Source organism: Paenibacillus graminis (assembly GCF_000758705.1).
In the GTDB taxonomy this organism is placed as follows: Bacteria; Bacillota; Bacilli; order Paenibacillales; family Paenibacillaceae; genus Paenibacillus_AQ; species Paenibacillus_AQ graminis.
Genome location: NZ_CP009287.1, coordinates 1,664,880 through 1,682,827, shown reverse-complemented (window position 1 = coordinate 1,682,827; position 17,948 = coordinate 1,664,880). Strand labels below are relative to the sequence as shown.

Genomic DNA, 17,948 nt, shown 5'->3' with positions numbered 1-17,948 from the left:
CTTCTTGGCGCTTAAACTAGCTAAGCTTATCACGGTTACTGTATGTAATCAACAACCTGAAAGGAACTGATAGTGGATGGCAAAATAATAGCTAAGGGTGTAACCCCCGCAACCATTCTCTGGTAGGCGGTTGCTGATTGCGTTTTGATCCATCGTGGGTTCTCCAGTATAATGGAGGCATCACACTGCCAAAAAAAGACTGCGGCGCATTGCCGTGATGCCATGCCGGCGGATTCAGCCGGTTTTTCGCAGCGAAACTCCAAGGAGGTACATACTCACTATGTCTTACGAAAACTACTTTCAGACTGAGCGTGAAGCTCAGCTGGCCGAACTGAAGCAATGGCTGGCGATCCCCAGCATTTCCGCGCTCTCTTCCCACAAGGAAGATGTATTATCCGCTGCACACTGGCTGCTGGATACCCTGAAGCGCGCGGGGCTGGAAAACATCGAGCTCCATCCTACCGCAGGCCATCCGGTCATCTATGCCGATTATCTTCATGCCCCCGGCAAGCCGACCATACTGGTCTATGGCCACTATGATGTGCAGCCGGTCGATCCCCTTAACCTGTGGACGACTCCGCCTTTTGAACCGAAAATCCGTGACGGCAAACTGTATGCTCGCGGAGCCACCGACGACAAAGGCCAGGTATTCATGCACATCAAGGCTATTGAGGCCATTCTCAAGCAGGAAGGCACTCTGCCGGTCAATATCAAGCTGTGCATCGAAGGCGAAGAGGAGATTGGCAGCGTCCATCTGCCGCCTTTCCTGGAAGCCAGCAAAGACAAGCTCGCAGCAGATGCCGTGCTGGTCTCGGATACTTCCCTGCTGGAACGCGGACGCCCGGCCATCTGCACCGGCCTTCGCGGCCTCTGCTCGCTTGAAGTCAGCGTCAATACCGCATTGACAGATCTTCACTCCGGTTCCTACGGCGGAGGTGTGCCGAATGCACTGCATGCGCTGGTCTCCCTGCTGAGCTCACTTCATGACGACAAGGGCCGCGTTGCTGTAGAAGGCTTCTACGATGGTGTTCCCGAGCTATCCCCGCTGCTGCGCGAAGAATTTGCCAAGCAAGGGGTAGATGAAGACAAAATCCGATCCGGCCTTGGTCTGGAGCAGCTGTACGGCGAAGAGGGATACAGTTTTGTGGAACGGGTCGGCGCCCGGCCAACCCTTGAACTGAACGGTGTCTACGGCGGCTTCCAGGGTGAAGGCAGCAAGACTGTCATCCCTAAAGAAGCCCATGCCAAAATCACCTGCCGCCTTGTCGGCGACCAGGACCCTCAGCATATTCTGGATGTTGTTGAGGCTCATCTCAAGGCCAATATCCAGGCAGGAGCGAAAGTCCAGGTAAAACAAATGGAAAAAGCCCGCGCCTTCAACATCGATCCTTCGAATCCCATCCTGCAGACAGCGGCTGACGCCTACGGCAAAGTATACGGCACCCGCGCCCTTTTCACCAAAGACGGCGGTTCCATTCCGATCATGGAAAGCTTCTCCCGCATTCTTCAAGCACCGGTGGTGCTGATGGGCTTTGGCCTGGATGACGAGAATCTGCATGCACCGGATGAGCATTTCAATCTGGAGAACTTCGATAAAGGCCTGCTGACCATTGTCGAGTTCCTGAAGACTGTCTAAGACCTCCTGTCCCTATACAGTAAAAGCCAGGGTTTCCGCATATTGCGGAGACCCTGGCTTTTTTAAGATTTATGTTTTTTGTGAGCCGGAATGGCAATGAGAGCTGCAACCATCAAAGGGAGAGAGACTGACCCACTGAATCCGCCAAAGGTCACCGGCGAACCGGAGGCAAAAATCAGCGCGCTAAATTGCAGCACTCCGCCTGCCCGGAAACAACACGGTGGACCGTATATTAAAAAAACGAACTCAAGCCCCATCTTCGTAAGTGTTGTTGCATCCCACCCAGGCAGAATCCATAGGAGAGGCGATCTTAAGATATTATTAATAATTGGCTTAAGTTCTCCTTATGTTTTCGTTTCTATACTTGGTCTATCAAGGAAAGGAGGACAAAACGGAGCTGGGAAATCAGCACTGATCCGCGTTGTCACCGGACTTGCTTTTCCGACTGAGGGGACAAGTGAACCGGATTTTGCGCGGCATCCCAGGCAAATATTACGTCCGGTGGCATCATCGAAATGCTTGAGCTGCTCAAGCGGTTAAACCGCGAGCTGGGCATACGACTGTAATCCATTATTCATCAAAAGGAGAGTTACAATGAAAAAAATGATCCCGTTCATTCTCGCTGCTGTTTTGCTGGTTCCATCCGTTGTTGCAGCGGCAGATCCAGAAAAGAACGCTTCCCCTGTCAACCTCGGCAAGGCTGAAATCGAAGCATTCGCGAATACATTTTTTCAGCAAAAAGAAGTAAAAGACCAACTTGCAGGCGCAGTTCTCGTCGTCGTGAAAAACGGGCAAGTCATGCTGAATAAAGGGTATGGCTATGCGGATATCGACTCTCAAAAACCGTTCGACTCCGGTAATACCGTCTTCCGCGTGGCATCCGTATCCAAATTGTTTACTGCTGTAGGGATTATGCAATTGGCTGAAAAAGGAAAACTGGACCTGGACAAGGATGTTCAAGCCTATTTACCGGATGTTCAAATCCCGAATAAAACCGGGGGGCCGCTCACTTTGAAACATCTAATGACTCACACGGGCGGTTTTGACGCAGGTACCGCAGAAGATCCCCAAAAAACATATTCGCTAAGAGACTTTATCAAGGAGACCGTACCGACCGTCATCACAAAGCCTGGCGAAGTGTTCAACTACAATAACTACGGCTATGATTTGCAAGGATATATTATTGAAAAGGTATCCGGACTTCCGTTTGAAGAGTATATGAGGAAGAACTTGTTTGCGCCTCTGGGCATGAACAACAGTGATTTCATCTTCACCGATAAAGTCAAGAAAGCGATCGCTACTCCCTACGACAGTTCCCTTAAGCAGGCCCAGCAAATTGTCAATGTACCGGCTAACAGGCCGGCCGGCGGTATGTTTTCCACCGGAGCCGATATGGCCAAGTTTCTTATGGCCATGCTGAACGATGACCCTGCAAGCGGACATCGTATTCTGACCGAAGCTTCTATACGGGCGATGGAACATAACAGCGTTACGATTCACCCTAAAATTCCAGGAGCCGGCTACGGCTTGGAATCGAACTATACCCAATATTACAACGGATACAATGTCGTAGAGAAGGGCGGCGATTTGCCCGGCTTCCATTCGAACATATGGCTGCTACCTGACGAGAAGACAGGGGTTTTTCTCGCTTCGAACAGCGACAAAGGCAATTTGCGCCTGTCTTTCTTCGAGCAATTCATGAATCGTTATTTCCCGAAAAAGGGAAAAGGTCCGACTTTCGTGCAACCGGAACCGACCAAGCAGCAGTTGCTTCGCTTCGAGGGAACATACCGAGATTTGCGCAGTCCGGGATGGAGTTATGATATTTCGGCCGTGGATGGAGCATTGATCGTCAAAGCTCCTTCGGGTAACCATACTTTGCGGCAAGCGGAAGACTTGCTTTTCTATGACGAAGAGGGAGTTGCAGCAGGATTTAAACCGGACGCCGATGGGAACATCCTTTACTTTGCTTACAACAAGCCTGGCAGTTGGTCGGTGAAGCCCCCCGAGATGCCCAAATTCCAAGACGTACCCGATGACCATCCTTATGCTGAGTACATTTATGAGCTCGTTCAATCAGGAGCCATCCAAGGAGGTTCAGGCCGTTTTGAGCCGGACAAGCCGATCACCCGCGGCCAATTCCTAGCTATGCTCGTCCATTTATCCACTTATCCGCTTTCTCAGAAACCCTCTTCGTTTGCAGACACCAAAGGAAATCAATACGAGGCATATATCCAGACAGCATACGAAATTGGCATTGCTAATGGATTTACAAACGGTATGTTCAATCCAGACCAACCGGTCACCCGTGAAGAAGCGGCAACCCTTGTCTGGCGATTGGTCAAAATTGTGCTGAGCGCTGCCCCAGTGCAATCCGACTTGAAAGGCCCGTACTCTTCTTGGGCAGCTGAAGGCCTGCAGTTTGTCGTCGGAAAGCAATTGTTCGGTCCCGATGTACAGACGTCTTCAGCAGGTTCGGTAGACTATAGGCCGAAAGATATCATGCTCAAACAAGAAGCGGCTGCATTGCTTAGCCAGCTCCTGAAGTCAATTCGACAAATTGAAAATAACTGAATATTCAGACGGATCGATCGTGAGGGTTCCGATCCGTCTTTTTGGCCCGCCACTAATTTGAACACCAGGCATCCCGCTCCAAAGACGGATTCCCGCCATGAATTACCCTGACCAGTCCCGTCCAAACATATTTCCTAATTTCGTTTTTATTATTTCGTTTTTATTATGGAATCAAAATAAACTACTAATATTCTCAAGTTTGTCGAAAAATGAGCAAACAAAAAACCCTTCTGCAACAAGGGTTTAGGCGAAAAAATCATATGGAGCGGGTGATGGGAATCGAACCCACGCTATCAGCTTGGAAGGCTGAAGTTCTACCATTGAACTACACCCGCAATGGAAAGTAAAGACAAGAAGTATTGTAGCATTCCTATGAATAAAATGCAACCCTTCTGGCACTTTCTTTTCCCTTAAGATGGCATTCCCAGCGAAGGCTTCAGAAAAAATGTTTCGAATTCGGCAGCCTTAATGGGTTTGCTGAATAAATAGCCTTGCCCCTCATGGCAGTGCTGCTGGCGCAGGAATTGCAGCTGCTCCTGGTTCTCCACACCTTCCGCCGTTACCTTCAGCTTCAAGTGGTGGGCCATGGAGGTAATCGTCGATACGATGGCTGCGTTGTTGCTGTCTTCCAACACTTCCGACACAAAGGAACGGTCAATCTTCAACCGGTCAATCGGCATATTCTTCAGGTAATGCAAAGAGCTGTAGCCTGTGCCAAAATCATCAATACTGATAAAGACACCCAATCTCTTCAAGCGGTTGAGCTGATCGAAGGCTGTCTCTTTATCCAGGGTCATGCTTTCCGTGATCTCCAGATCAACATAACAAGGGTCAAGTCCGATATCCTGCAGAATGACACCAATTTTCCCCGCCAGGTTCGGCTGAAGGAATTGGCGCATAGACAGGTTGATGGAGACGCAAATGGGCCGGTAACCGGCGTTTTGCCACATTTTATTCTGGCGGCAGGCTGTTTTGAGCACCCATTCCCCAATCGGAACGATCAGGCCGCTTTCTTCGGCAATCGGAATGAAGTCCACTGGCGAGACCAGTCCGCGCTTCGGATGATCCCAGCGGAGCAATGCTTCCATACCGACAATTTCCTCGGTTTCGAGCTGTACCTGCGGCTGATAGACCAGATAGAACTCGTCACGTTCAAGCGCACGGCGCAGATCATTTTCCAGTTTCAGCCGTTCCTTCGCTTTCATCTGCATTGCGGGTATGTACCGCCGGATCTCCACTCCCTGGTCTTTGGCATTATGAACGGCGGTATCCGCATTCTGAATCAGCTGCTCTGCCGTGTCCCCGTCCCCAGGGTAAATGCTCATGCCCAGACTGAGTGAAATATGATATTCCCCGGATTCAAGCTGTACCGGCGTGTCAAATAGCCGCAAAAGCTCCCCCGCACGAATCAGGCAATTCTCAACACCGGTCCGGTCCGTCATCAGAAAAGCAAACTCATCGGCTCCCATACTGTAGAGTTCTTCATTCGCCTTCGCTTCATTCCCAATACGCTTGGCGACCAATTGAAGCAGAAGATCGCCGGCGTAATGTCCGAGCGAGTCATTTATATTTTTGAAATGATTGATATTCATGATAACCAGTGCAGTGAATCCGCGGCTCTTATCCCGTTCACCCTGGAGCAGCATTTCTTCCACGCTCTGCATCAGGCGGCGTCTATTCGGCAGACCGGTTAGATCATCGTGGTAAGCCAAATAATTAATCCGGGCCTCTGCCTCCTCATTTTCCTGAAAAGGCTCTTCAATAGTAAGCCGGTATACACCCTTCAGCAAAAGATAATAGGCTGCACCGCTGCTGAGCATTCCAAACAGATAATCCATCTCTCCTACGCTTAGAAGATTCATAAGAAATACCTGGCCCAGCGAGAAAAAGATCAAGGAGCGGATAATAATGAGGAAGGAGGCCGACTTCTCCGTTTTGCCAGGGTAAACGATGATGCCCACGGCTAGCAGATAGATAAAAAGCACGGCCAGATTCATGACATGCTGCAGTCCTTCAACCTGCGAATAACCCGACATCCGGTTAGCCACCATATCCCCAAAAATGAACAGAGCCAGAGCGCCCACAATCAGCACAGAGGAGGTCCGGAAGACTTTGTTTTTGCCTGCAGCTGCTACGGGCTTGTCCCCCCTGCCGAAAATGAACAAAATCCCTACTGCACTCGTCAAGCGGGAGAAGGTGAGCAGCCACAAGGATTGTTCAGCATTAATATAGGAAGATATTGCAGGAATGCCTACGAAACTGAGCGTGTGTAAAAAGTCAAATATGCAGACACCCAAAAAGAGCGCAGAGGTATAAAGCCTCGCCTGGGATAATCGATTGGCGAAGAACAGCCATCCTTGGGCAAAAATAGCAAATCCAAAGGCGACATTACAGCAGCCAATGATCAGGTAGAGCGCCGACAACAAATCCTTATCCTCTATATTCCCCAGCGGTGTACGAAAAATTTGTATCAGAAGGAACAGCACGGCCCCTGTAATTGCCGCATGTATGGTCTTTTTCTCTTCTTGTCTCATAGGTCCCTCGCGTCTGAATTTGATATCTATAATAAGTGCATGGATATATTTATGTCCTATGTATAAATATCGGCCGGATGGCTCAGTAAAGTTACAATCAACTTTTATTAAAGGAAAACCCCGGAGAAAAATAAAAAGCACTTCCCTCTGTTGTAGAGTTCAGTGCTTCTCATGAGACTTTTATTTATCTCCAAAATTCACTTCAGGCGTGGTGAGCTTGTCATAGAACTCAACCGCTTTGTCCTTGTCCTCTGATGAACGCAGCGCCATTGCGGAACGTGGATGCTCATCCAGCGTACCTGTAATCATATACGGAATGATATAGCCCCATTCTTCCTTTTCACGCAAAGGGATCATCAGCCGCTCAAGGATGTCGAGCACCGGCCGGAGCGTATATTTGGTATTCTTCAAATGGGTAACCAGCAGTTCAGTTGGGCAATTTCCGGCAGCTCGTCCCATCCCGTAGCAGGAAGCATCAAGCAGTTCGACACCTTTTTCGGAAGCTAGAAGGGTGTTGGAGAAAGCCAGCTGCAAATTGTTATGGGTATGTACCCCTAAGCGCTTATTCGGCAGGTGGGTTTGGAATTTTTCCACCAGGTAATGAATGTCGTTATGGTCCAGACTGCCGTATGAATCTACAATATATACAACGTCTACAACGCTCTCGCGGATTTGTTCAAAGGCTTCCAGCAGTTCATTCTCCATGACATTTGACAAGGCCATAATATTAATGGTGGTTTCATAACCAAGATCGTGGAACGTCTGCACCAGCTGCAGGGCTTTGTCCACATCCTTGCTGTAGCAGGCTACGCGGATCAAATCCAGCATACTTTCACTGCGGGGCAAAATATCATTCTCATCCACCCGGCCAATATCCACAAGCGCAGACAGCTTGGTGTGACCCTTCTGGGGAATCACTTTTCTCAGGAAATCATCATCCAGAAAACGCCAAGGCCCGGCACCTTCTGCCCCTTTAAGCAGTTTAGGTGAATTTTTATACCCGATTTCCATATAATCAACGCCAGCCTCATTCAGACCGGCATACAAATTCTGTACAAATTCCACACTGAAATCCCAGTTATTAACCAAACCCCCATCGCGGATCGTGCAATCGACAATTTTGCTTTTATTACTCTTTACCATTGTGTTCTCCTTTCAACTATAGCTCTCATTGTGCCGCCAGGACGGACTTCCTATGCAGTCATTATCGTTCAATCATACTGTAGCAAAGAATCAATTGTAAAGAAAATTTCAGATTCGCTCCATACACTTTTTATCGCATAAGAAGCAGTGACAAATATCACAGAAAAAACGCACTAAAAAATGCTACAGTACAAGAAAACAATTGAGATTGATTATCAATCTCTCTCGGAGGGATTTAAATGGCTTCCACATCCTGCTCCTTACTGCGCTTACAACCGGGCTCAACGGGCTCCATTCACAGAATAGAAGGAATGAACCCCATTTTGCGGCGCCGCTTGGCTGATCTTGGTGTGTCTGAAGGCGTAATGATCCGTCTGAAAGGGAAAGGGCCTTTTCTCGGTCCCATTACCCTGGAATGCAACGGTCAGTTGTTCGCTATCCGCCGGAAGGAAGCTTCCATGATTGAGGTGAATGTCTCATGAGTTCAATTGCTCTCGTAGGTAATCCTAATACAGGGAAAACCTCGCTTTTCAATACACTGACTTCTTCCTATGAATATGTGGGCAACTGGGCCGGCGTAACGGTTGAGAAAAAAATCGGAAGCCTGAAGAATGGCGCAGGCAAGCTGATCGATCTTCCAGGTATATATTCGCTGCACCCCCTCTCCCGTGATGAGGGTGTCGCTACGCAATATCTGATTGAGGAATCTCCGGAAGCCCTCATTAATATCGTTGATGCCTCCCAGCTCGAACGCAATCTGCTGCTCACCCTTCAATTGCTTGAATACGGCAAACCTACTGTCCTTGGATTGAACATGATCGACGTGGCTAAGGCGCGCGGCATTGTTGTTAATCATGAGGTACTGCAGTCTCGTCTTGGCATTCCTGTGCTCCCGCTGATTGCCAGAACCGGCAAAGGCAGCGGACAAGTGCTCAGTGTTCTGGAGAAAGCCTCTGCGATCCCACAGGCAACCTTCAGACTGGACTATGGCGGGTTGGCCGAAGCAGCCATCTCCTCCATCGAATCAGAATTGAAGTCCATTCCCGGACTGCCCAATCTGCGCTGGGTGGCCTTACAGTTGATGGAGCAGAACCCGGTTGTTCTGGAACTGCTGAAGAAACGTATGGATACCTCCCGCCTCATGGTTATCTGCGACGGATGCCAGAGCGCATTGCAGAGCAGCAAGCAGGCGCTGACGCTGCCTCAATGGATCCGGTCTGTCCGTATGGACTATATCCGCTCCCTCTGTACAGCCGCGATGGATACCACACTCCTTAAGCCGCATAATCTGACGGAAAGACTGGATTCCATTCTGACGCACCGTTTTCTGGGGCTGCCGCTGTTCATTTTCTTTATGTACGCGATGTTTAAGACAACCTTCGACTGGGTCGGCGGGCCTTTATCGGATCTTGTAGACGGCTTGATATCAGGCCCCATCAGCAATGGAGCAAGTTCACTGCTTCAAACAGTCGGGGCATCAGGCTTCACACACGCGCTTATCGTGGACGGAATTATTGGCGGTGTTGGCGGGGTTATCGTCTTCGTTCCGCAGATTTTCATCCTGTTCCTGATGATCTCATTCCTTGAGGACTCCGGTTATATGGCGCGTGTCTGTCTGCTGATGGACAGCACAATGGAGCGTATGGGTCTCAACGGTAAAGCGTTCATCCCTTTTATCATTGGCTTCGGCTGCAACGTGCCGGCGATTATGGCCGCACGCAGTATTGAGCAGCCTAAAGACCGCATGCTGACAACACTCCTGATGCCGCTCATGTCCTGTTCTGCACGGCTTCCGGTGTATCTGCTGTTTGCAGCTGTGTTTTTCCCGGCGCAACAGGCTACCGCGGTTCTGGCAATGTATGTGCTGGGCGTTGTGTTTGCACTCATATTGTGTAAATTGTTCTCCAAGCATCTTTTCAAGAACGAATCCTCTGTCTTTATCATCGAGCTTCCGCCCTACCGGATGCCCCAGCTGAAGACGCTTGGCCGCAGCACCTGGGAAAAAGGCAAAGGGTTTCTGCGCAAGGCGGGAACGATTATTCTTGCCGGTTCAGTGATTATCTGGCTGATGTCTTATGCTGGCCCTTCAGGATTAAATGTGGAGATGGACAACAGCTTTCTCGCTAAATTCGGCGGGTTGATTGCGCCCCTGCTGCATCCGCTCGGCTTTGGCACCTGGCAGGCTGGCTCTACGCTGGTTCCCGGCTTTCTGGCCAAAGAGGTGGTTGTATCCACCATGAATATTATCTATCATGCTCCGGATGCTGCCGGACTTGAAGGCCAAATCTCGCAGGTCTTCACACCGCTCAGCTCGGTCAGCTTCATGGCCTTTATCCTGCTCTATATTCCTTGCCTGGCTACGGTAGGGGTTATCAAGAAAGAGACTGCTTCGTGGAAATGGACCTTTTTCTCCATGGGGTATTCGCTGGTGCTGGCGTATTTGGTGTCATTGGTCATTTTTCAAGGTGGAAGCTTATTGGGCTTGTCGTAGGATCTGGTACAATCAAAAGTTACTTGAGCGAAAGCGGGGGAACTGCAATGATAATTAATATTTTGATTATAGCGCTTGTATTTGGCTACTCCGGCTGGATGATCTACCGTCACGTGCAAAAGGGAAAAGAAGGGGCTTGCGCCGGGTGTGACAAAGGCAAGACCTGCGCTGCCGCCTCCGCAAATTCCCCATTCTCCTGCAGCGGAGGACCGGTAGATCCCAAGCATTCAGCCAAGGCCTGAAACTCAATCACGATGAGCCATTCGTTTAAGTTCCCTGGGATGGGGGTATGTTAGTTATATGCAAGTACAGCCAGACCAACCCAAGGAGGGAAAACACATGAATACCAAAAAGACTTTATTTACTACGGCAGCGCTTGGAGCAGCCTACCTACTCAGAAACAAGGATGCGCGTAACAAGGTCATGAACGGCATTCAGTCCATTACTTCCCAAATCAGAGCCAAAAGAAACAGCTAGCCGGAGCCGATGAACGGTATGGGCCGTGCTTATACGTCATTATTATCAAGCACAAACGGTACCTCCTTTTCCTAAGGAAGGTACCGTTTTGCTGTTATCCTGTTGGAACCGTCCTCAGCTTTGGAGTGAATCCGCAGCTCTGGCCTCATCGTCAGCGTTCAAGTGCAGTAAATATTGCAGCAGCGTGCGCACCATGACACCGGTTGCCCCTTTGGGATTTACTCCGCGTTCCTTGGACAGAAATGCCGTTCCGGCAATATCCAGATGAATCCAGGGACGTCCTTCCGCAAACTCACCGATGAACAAACCTGCTGTGCTGGCTCCGCCGTATCTTCCGGCTGCATTGCGGATATCGGCCACCTCGCTGCTTAGCATTTCACGGAACTCGGGATACACCGGCAGCCGCCAAATTTTCTCTCCGGCACGAATGGAGGCTGTCTGAAATGCTTCCATTATAGCCTCATTATTGGTTACAGCCCCCGTTGCAATATCACCCAGAACCGAGAGCACAGCGCCTGTCAGCGTCGCTACATCGATAATCCGCTCTGCGCCCCACTCCAGGGAATAGGTCAGCGCATCTGCCAGCACAACCCGGCCTTCAGCATCGGTATTCAGGATTTCGATAGTCCGGCCGCTCAGGGTAGTCACGATGTCTCCCGGTTTGAATGCATTGGCTGCCGGCATATTTTCTGCAGAAGGAATAAGCATCACCACGTTAATCTGCGGACGCAGTGTCCCCAGCGCCTCCATAACGCCAAGTACAGCCGCCGCACCGCCCATATCGCTGATCATGTCCTCCATGCCCGGTGCCCGCTTAAGCGAAATGCCGCCGGTATCGAAGGTAATGCCCTTGCCTACGATTGCAGTAACATTCTCCCACTGGCTGGTGCCCTGATAACGGATAACAATCATTCGTGGAGGATGTACACTTCCTTTGCCGACAGCCTGCAGTCCACCCATGCCCTTCTGTTCGATCTCCTGTTCATCCAGAACTTCGGCAGGGAATCCATGCCGCTCGGCAACTTCAATCGCCGCCATAGCAAGCGCTGATGGTGTCAGCAGATTGCCAGGAAGATTGGTAAGATTGCGAGCCAGGTTGGTTGCTTCACCAAAAGCCTTGCCCTGCCTGATCCCTAGACACCATTCCAGAGACTCAGCCGCCTCTGCCTTCCGGTCCAGATGAAATACAGCAGACTCAAGACCTGTATAAAGCGGCTGTTCCCGCTTATAGTGCGTCCTGCGGTAAGCTCCCAGAATAAGCCCTTCCGTCAGTGCTTGCGCGGCCTCTTTGGAGCCTGCGGCAGTCAGCTTACCCAGATGGTCCGGAACCTGGATGATGAGTCTGACCGCTTGTAGCCTGAGCGCAGCACGGGCCGCCTGAGCCGCAATAAGGCGGAGTTCTTCCGTTCCCGCCAGCCCCTTCCCGCAGCCTGCCAGAATGGCAACAGGAAGCTCAGGCTGCCCTTCCAGCGGAAGGACATAGATCTGATTCAGCTTGGCACCAAACAGTCCGGCTTTGGATAGCCGGTTAATTGGCTCCGACCATTCACCAGCCTCACCGCTTTCAATTTCATTTTCAGCTATAATCAGACAGAGCGCATCCCCCTGCAGTGCCTTTGCCCGGCTGCCGCTGCTCCATTGAATATCGATAAAAACCACTCCTGTCCCGTGCATGATTGCTTTGCAAAACGCAGATAGGCTGATCTCCCGCACAACGTGCTGTGCAGGGATCAGCCTCCCATAAACTATATTATAACTCAGTATGCCAAATAGAAACAGCTGTGCCGTCCCCTGCATGGACGGTATCGGTATCAGCGAGAAATTGACGGATGATTAATGATAACTATTGAATCAGCGGCAGCGAGATAACAAATCGTGTCCCCTCGTTAATCCGGCTGCTGACAGAAATGCATCCCCCATGGTTCTTAATAATCCGGTCGCTTACGGACAGTCCGAGTCCCGTCCCATTTTCCTTCGTGGTGAAAAAAGGACTAAACAACCTGTCAAGGGTGCAGATATCCATCCCTTTCCCATTGTCGGAAATAAAGATGCGAACCTCGGCGCCTTCTCTGGAAGCCCCCAGTTCGATTCTGCCTATAGAATCATCAATCTTTTCGGTAATCGCTTCCATTGCATTCCTTATCATATTAAGCACGACCTGCTTCATCTGCTTGATATCGCCAGAGATAATCATATCCTCCTGCAGCGGATAAAAGTTGATCTCGCAGCCTTTCATCAATGCTTCGCTTTCTGTGAGCAGTACTACTTCTTTTAGCAGTGCTGACACTGGAATCATTGCCACCTGCGGCACAGAAGGTTTGGAGGAGGTCAGAAATTCATGAATAATATCGTTGGCACGATCGATCTCTGCCAATATTATCTTGGCGTACTCCTCTTTGCCCAACTGATGAAGGTGGGGATGAAGCAGTTGAATGAACCCGCGAATCGAAGTCAGCGGATTCCGGATCTCATGGGCAATCGATGCTGATAATTTGCCGAGCATGGCGAGACTGTCGTTCTGGTAAGCAGTTTGTTCAATCAGCTTGTAGTCGGAGATTTCCTTGAACGTGAACAGATAGCAGCCTTTCATTTCCTCTCCGCAGTGAAGAGACACCGTCCAATATCGGCCGTACTCATCTACAAACTCATAGCTTGGCTTACCTTTCTTCATCATTTCACGATATCCGCGCAGCACCTGCTTCTTCTTAAAACGGTTCAGCTGGATATTCGACAGCAGGTGAATCAAAGTGCAGCCTAAAAGAGAATGCCTGTTCAATCCAAGAATGCCGTACATCTGCTTATTTACAAACGTCAGCACACCCTCTTCATCAAAAAGCAAAATTCCGCTGTCAATGTGCTCGAGTACATCCTCATATGTAGTGTTCATCGGTCCAGATTGAAACGTTCTTGCCGGCAAAAGCAAGCTTTCCTGATATTGGCTTATCACGATACGAAGTTCCCCCTTTTACTGCATTTGACGAAGAGCTTAAGCGACATCAAATTACTATGTATTTGAGTATATGACGAAGCCGCCAGAACATTCGGAAATCGTATTATATTATCCAACCGTTTCAACTATATTCCAATCATATCCAAGAGAAGCAGACAACGCAATCAGAGAAACTGTCGAATTACAAAAATATTTTTAAAATGATTCTAAAGACACATTAAATCGCATAGGGAAACCGATTCCCCTTGTCTCCTGCAGCTTCCAGGCTACAAAAAGAGCCTCCGCTACAAGCGAGAAGGCTCTTAAGTCACTATATAAGGCCGATACATAGACAGGCTGGATTTGGGATGTTTTCAGGCTTTTTGCTGCAGGCGGTGCCGCCGCTGGCTCATCACAGCCAGACGTTTCTTAAGCTCACGTTCCCACTTGGTATCTTCAATCTGCTTGGCAACAGCCAGTAGATCAAGGGCCATGTCAATCTGGCTGCGAACGATATTCAGCGGATCTTCACTCTCTACGTTGATGACGTTCTCGAAGATCGCTTCCTCATCCTCCATTACGTAATCCTGGAAATCAACATCTGTCACACCGTCGCCATGGGCATATTCCGCCAGAATTTCATATTCGTTTTCAACTTTATAATGTACCTCTACCCGGTGGCAGACCGGGCAAAAAAGCAGGGGAACATTATGGACTTGCGTGCGATAATGCTTTAGGGTTCCCTTCGTTCCAACCATACTCGCTCCACAGCAAAAGCTCATTTTTGTTCACCCTCCTTGATATTTTACATTGATTTCGTATAGTGTATTACAAAATGGCAGTAGAGATTCCTCTACCCGAGCTTTCCTGCAGAAAGCTTTCAGGCAGAGGCATCCGCTCCTACAGTTCCAAACTTCTCTTCCGCCACTATTCCCTATTGGTACATTTTCAAGTTCAATCTATAGATGGGCTGTTTGGTGCAAAAAACCCCCTCGACGGGAATTTCTCCCGCAAGGAGGTCTTCTTAGTATATCAAAGATCGCTGCTTATGCCAGCCCCGACTTACAGATTCTTATCGCCCGGCTTCCAGTTCATCGCGCAGAGTCCGCCTGATTGCAGGGCTTGCAGAACACGAAGTGTCTCTTCTACGCTGCGGCCTACGTCGTTGTGGTTGACTACCTGGTATTTCAGCTCACCTTCAGGATCAATGATGAACAAGCCGCGCAGTGCCACACCTTCTTCTTCGATCAGGACGCCATAATCACTGGCAACCTTCTTCGTGATATCCGAAGCGAGCGGGAAGTTGATTGGGCCAAGGCCGTTCGAATCCTTAGGCGTGGTGATCCATGCTTTGTGGCTGTGGACCGAATCGATGCTCACACCAAGAATTTCGGTATCAAGTGCTGTGAAATCAGCTGCAGCATCGCTAAGCGCCGTGATTTCCGTCGGACATACAAATGTGAAGTCAAGCGGATAAAAGAAGAATACAAGCCATTTGCCGCGATAGTCGGACAAGCTTACCTTACCGAAATCCTTACCGTCGCCCGTTACGGTTTCCATTGTGAAATCTGGGGCTGGTTTACCTACCAAACGTTCTGCCATTGCTTAAATCCTCCTTTGAGTATGTAAGAAAAACAATTGTCAGAAAATACTTCCAGTGCAATATGCTTTTCTTGATTGATGAGTTGGTTATATCTTGCTTTCTATAGACCAAATGGTATCATCGTACAAAATCAAAGTCAATATTACAGTCATTACTTTTTTATAATTATTATAAATAAGCAATTTTCTGTGAAGTTTTTTGTTTTTCTGCGTCAAAAGGAGAACCGCTGTGTTACAGCTTAGGCTTTGCGGATAGCCGCCACAATGAGATCGCCCATCTCCGTTGTGCTGATGGCCTTGCTCTTGTCAACAGCGATATCGCTCGTGCGGTGTCCGGCATCCAGAACCTCAGCCACGGCAGCCTCTATCGCAGCCGCAGCCGCCTCATAACCAAAGGTCATGCGGAACATCAGGGCAAGCGACAAAATGGTGGCGATTGGATTAGCCAGCCCCTGTCCGGCAATGTCAGGCGCGGAGCCGTGGACCGGCTCATAGAGGCCGTAGCTGCCTTCGCCGAGCGATGCAGAAGCCAGCATGCCGATCGAACCGGTCAGCATCGCAGCTTCATCACTGAGGATGTCCCCGAACATATTCTCGGTCACAATGACATCGAAGCTGGACGGACGGCGCAGCAATTGCATAGCGCAATTGTCCACCAGCACATGCTCCAGCTCTACCTGCGGATATTCAGGAGCAATTCTGTTCACAACCTCACGCCAGAGACGGGAGGTTTCCAGTACATTCGCTTTGTCGACGCTCGCCAGCTTATTGCGGCGTTTGCCGGCAATTTCAAAGGCTTGGCGCACAATGCGCTCTACTTCCGTTACATTATACACACATGTATCTACCGCTTCTTCGCCGAATTCACCTTGACGGCGCAGCTTGTCTCCGAAGTAAATGCCGCCTGTCAGCTCGCGCACCACCATGAGATCCGTGCCTTCCAGTACTTCCGGCTTCAGCGTCGAAGCATCCTTCAGACAGTCAAAAACAACGGCCGGACGCAGGTTAGAGAACAGTCCCAGCGCTTTGCGGATGCCCAGCAGCCCGGTTTCCGGACGCAGCTCCTTGGGGTTGTTGTCCCATTTCGGCCCGCCGACCGCACCCAACAGCACAGCATCAGCACTGCGGCAGATGTCCAGCGTATCCTCCGGAAGCGGCGTTCCCCGTTCATCAATGGCAATACCGCCAAACAGCGCCTGCTCGGTTTCAAAAGCATAGCCGAACAGTTCCTCCGTTTTTTTCAATACTTTCAACGCTTCAGCCACAACTTCAGGTCCGATGCCGTCCCCGGCGATTACGGCGATTTTTTTGACTTCACTCATTCCCGTCACTCCTCTGATTATCTGCTGCCAGCAGACATAGTTCTTCTGATATTGTTGTATCATAACCACAGCCAAAGGACAAAGATATAGATTCTATGAACGTAATAGGTTAAGCCTATAACCACATTTGCTCTTGTTTCTTAAGTTGATTACAATTAATTTGTATTTATAATATACACGGCTTGTCCAATACATGTAGAGGAGTTGTTGTGGAGTGCAATACGCAAAGCTTGGCAAATCCGGTATGAAGGTCAGCCGTCTCTGTCTGGGAACGATGAACTTCGGTCCGATTACGGACGAAAAGGAAGCCTTCCGCATTATGGACGCTGCGCTTGATGCCGGAATCAACTTTTTTGATACCGCCAATGTGTACGGCTGGGGAGAAAACTCCGGACTCACAGAAACGATTATCGGCCGCTGGTTCAAGCAGGGCGGCGGACGCCGGGAAAAGGTTGTGCTAGCCACCAAGGTCTACGGTGCCATGAGCGACAAGCTTGACGGCCCCAATGATGAAAGCGGTCTCTCCTCCTATATTATCCGGCGGCATCTGGAAGGCTCGCTGCAGCGTCTGCAGACGGATCACATTGAGCTATACCAAATGCACCATGTAGACCGCAGCGTCTCCTGGGACGAGCTGTGGGGCGCCTTTGAGCTCGCTGTGAGCCAGGGCAAAATCGGCTATGTCGGCTCCAGCAACTTCGCCGGCTGGGATATTGCTGTAGCCCAGCAGGAGGCCAAAGCCCGCGGATTCCTGGGGCTTGTATCCGAACAGCATAAATACAGCCTCACCTGCCGTCTGCCGGAGCTGGAGGTTCTGCCAGCGTCCCTGAATCTCGGCTTGGGGATCATTCCCTGGAGCCCGCTCGACGGGGGCCTGCTTGGCCGCAATGCGCTCAAGAAAATAGAGGGCAGCCGCAGCGGCGGGAACGCCGAGCGGGTAGAACAGTATAAGCGCCAGCTAGAGGCGTTTGCCGAACTGAGCCTTGAGCTTGGCGAACCGCAGGATAATATCGCCCTCGCCTGGCTGCTGGCGAATCCCGCAGTCACCGCGCCGATCATCGGCCCGCGCACGCTGGAGCAGTTCGAAAGCGCCCTGCGCAGCCTGGAGGTCCTTCTGGATGAGTCCGTACTGAAGCGTCTGGATGAGATTTTCCCTGGTCCGGGCGGTGCAGCTCCACAGGCGTACGCCTGGTAGGAGCTGCGCGATTAAAAAAGCTGTTGTACAAGGCGGTCTTTATGC

Annotated in this window: 14 protein-coding genes and 1 tRNA gene; 7 read left to right on the top strand and 8 right to left on the bottom strand. The window is 50.1% G+C overall.

The window, feature by feature from the left end; all coding sequences use genetic code 11:
- Nucleotides 1-280: 280 nt before the first annotated feature.
- On the top strand, nt 281-1,636 hold the full coding sequence (locus PGRAT_RS07245) for a dipeptidase (protein ID WP_025704582.1): 1,356 nt from the start codon (nt 281-283) through the stop codon (nt 1,634-1,636).
- 594 nt (nt 1,637-2,230) lie between these two features.
- The gene (locus PGRAT_RS07240; RefSeq protein ID WP_025704581.1) at nt 2,231-4,210 is read left to right on the top strand and encodes a serine hydrolase domain-containing protein; all 1,980 of its coding nucleotides are present in this window, start codon (nt 2,231-2,233) and stop codon (nt 4,208-4,210) included.
- Nucleotides 4,211-4,471: 261 nt separating this feature from the next.
- Here the strand turns inward: PGRAT_RS07240 and PGRAT_RS07235 are convergent.
- The 3 genes from PGRAT_RS07235 to PGRAT_RS07225 all read right to left on the bottom strand — a co-directional run bounded on the left by PGRAT_RS07235 (nt 4,472) and on the right by PGRAT_RS07225 (nt 7,887).
- A tRNA-Gly gene (locus PGRAT_RS07235) sits at nt 4,472-4,545 on the bottom strand.
- 75 nt (nt 4,546-4,620) lie between these two features.
- The gene (locus PGRAT_RS07230) at nt 4,621-6,744 is read right to left on the bottom strand and encodes a putative bifunctional diguanylate cyclase/phosphodiesterase (RefSeq protein ID WP_025704580.1); all 2,124 of its coding nucleotides are present in this window, start codon (nt 6,742-6,744) and stop codon (nt 4,621-4,623) included.
- 180 nt (nt 6,745-6,924) lie between these two features.
- On the bottom strand, nt 6,925-7,887 hold the full coding sequence (locus PGRAT_RS07225) for an aldolase catalytic domain-containing protein (protein ID WP_025704579.1): 963 nt from the start codon (nt 7,885-7,887) through the stop codon (nt 6,925-6,927).
- 239 nt (nt 7,888-8,126) lie between these two features.
- Here PGRAT_RS07225 and PGRAT_RS07220 point away from each other — a divergent pair, with 239 nt between their 5' ends.
- The 4 genes from PGRAT_RS07220 to PGRAT_RS33660 all read left to right on the top strand — a co-directional run bounded on the left by PGRAT_RS07220 (nt 8,127) and on the right by PGRAT_RS33660 (nt 10,855).
- The gene (locus PGRAT_RS07220; RefSeq protein WP_025704578.1) at nt 8,127-8,369 is read left to right on the top strand and encodes a FeoA family protein; all 243 of its coding nucleotides are present in this window, start codon (nt 8,127-8,129) and stop codon (nt 8,367-8,369) included.
- A complete protein-coding gene (feoB, locus tag PGRAT_RS07215; RefSeq protein ID WP_025704577.1) occupies nt 8,366-10,378 on the top strand; it encodes a ferrous iron transport protein B in 2,013 nt (670 codons plus the stop codon). Before PGRAT_RS07220 ends, feoB begins: the two co-directional genes overlap by 4 nt.
- 47 nt (nt 10,379-10,425) lie before the next feature.
- Entirely contained in the window at nt 10,426-10,620 is a 195-nt protein-coding gene (locus PGRAT_RS07210; protein WP_036703993.1) for a FeoB-associated Cys-rich membrane protein, read from the top strand.
- Between the two features lie 97 nt (nt 10,621-10,717).
- On the top strand, nt 10,718-10,855 hold the full coding sequence (locus tag PGRAT_RS33660; RefSeq protein ID WP_020427401.1) for a hypothetical protein: 138 nt from the start codon (nt 10,718-10,720) through the stop codon (nt 10,853-10,855).
- 114 nt (nt 10,856-10,969) lie between these two features.
- Here the strand turns inward: PGRAT_RS33660 and PGRAT_RS07205 are convergent, their stop codons facing one another.
- The 5 genes from PGRAT_RS07205 to leuB form a co-directional block, all read right to left on the bottom strand.
- The gene (locus PGRAT_RS07205) at nt 10,970-12,529 is read right to left on the bottom strand and encodes a leucyl aminopeptidase (protein ID WP_036703990.1); all 1,560 of its coding nucleotides are present in this window, start codon (nt 12,527-12,529) and stop codon (nt 10,970-10,972) included.
- Between the two features lie 169 nt (nt 12,530-12,698).
- Nucleotides 12,699-13,802: an ATP-binding protein gene (locus tag PGRAT_RS07200; RefSeq protein WP_025704574.1), complete on the bottom strand. Its 1,104-nt coding sequence runs from the start codon at nt 13,800-13,802 to the stop codon at nt 12,699-12,701.
- Nucleotides 13,803-14,158: 356 nt separating this feature from the next.
- Entirely contained in the window at nt 14,159-14,566 is a 408-nt protein-coding gene (locus PGRAT_RS07195) for a hypothetical protein (RefSeq protein ID WP_025704573.1), read from the bottom strand.
- Nucleotides 14,567-14,846: 280 nt separating this feature from the next.
- Nucleotides 14,847-15,386, bottom strand: a complete 540-nt coding sequence (locus PGRAT_RS07190) for a peroxiredoxin (RefSeq protein WP_025704572.1) — start codon at nt 15,384-15,386, stop codon at nt 14,847-14,849.
- A gap of 239 nt (nt 15,387-15,625) precedes the next feature.
- Complete coding sequence (gene leuB / locus PGRAT_RS07185) at nt 15,626-16,708, bottom strand: 3-isopropylmalate dehydrogenase (protein WP_025704571.1); 1,083 nt, start codon at nt 16,706-16,708, stop codon at nt 15,626-15,628.
- A 214-nt stretch (nt 16,709-16,922) separates the two neighbouring features.
- Here leuB and PGRAT_RS07180 point away from each other — a divergent pair, with 214 nt between their 5' ends.
- On the top strand, nt 16,923-17,903 hold the full coding sequence (locus PGRAT_RS07180; protein WP_042266285.1) for an aldo/keto reductase: 981 nt from the start codon (nt 16,923-16,925) through the stop codon (nt 17,901-17,903).
- The last annotated feature ends 45 nt before the right edge of the window (nt 17,904-17,948 follow it).

What these genes read in the sequence shown, in the direction of transcription:
- PGRAT_RS07245 (WP_025704582.1), top strand. Translation starts at nt 281, where the DNA reads ATGTCTTACGAAAACTACTTTCAGACTGAGCGTGAAGCTCAGCTGGCC.
- PGRAT_RS07240 (WP_025704581.1), top strand. Translation starts at nt 2,231, where the DNA reads ATGAAAAAAATGATCCCGTTCATTCTCGCTGCTGTTTTGCTGGTTCCA.
- PGRAT_RS07230 (WP_025704580.1), bottom strand. Translation starts at nt 6,744, where the DNA reads ATGAGACAAGAAGAGAAAAAGACCATACATGCGGCAATTACAGGGGCC.
- PGRAT_RS07225 (WP_025704579.1), bottom strand. Translation starts at nt 7,887, where the DNA reads ATGGTAAAGAGTAATAAAAGCAAAATTGTCGATTGCACGATCCGCGAT.
- PGRAT_RS07220 (WP_025704578.1), top strand. Translation starts at nt 8,127, where the DNA reads ATGGCTTCCACATCCTGCTCCTTACTGCGCTTACAACCGGGCTCAACG.
- feoB (WP_025704577.1), top strand. Translation starts at nt 8,366, where the DNA reads ATGAGTTCAATTGCTCTCGTAGGTAATCCTAATACAGGGAAAACCTCG.
- PGRAT_RS07210 (WP_036703993.1), top strand. Translation starts at nt 10,426, where the DNA reads ATGATAATTAATATTTTGATTATAGCGCTTGTATTTGGCTACTCCGGC.
- PGRAT_RS33660 (WP_020427401.1), top strand. Translation starts at nt 10,718, where the DNA reads ATGAATACCAAAAAGACTTTATTTACTACGGCAGCGCTTGGAGCAGCC.
- PGRAT_RS07205 (WP_036703990.1), bottom strand. Translation starts at nt 12,529, where the DNA reads ATGCACGGGACAGGAGTGGTTTTTATCGATATTCAATGGAGCAGCGGC.
- PGRAT_RS07195 (WP_025704573.1), bottom strand. Translation starts at nt 14,566, where the DNA reads ATGAGCTTTTGCTGTGGAGCGAGTATGGTTGGAACGAAGGGAACCCTA.
- PGRAT_RS07190 (WP_025704572.1), bottom strand. Translation starts at nt 15,386, where the DNA reads ATGGCAGAACGTTTGGTAGGTAAACCAGCCCCAGATTTCACAATGGAA.
- leuB (WP_025704571.1), bottom strand. Translation starts at nt 16,708, where the DNA reads ATGAGTGAAGTCAAAAAAATCGCCGTAATCGCCGGGGACGGCATCGGA.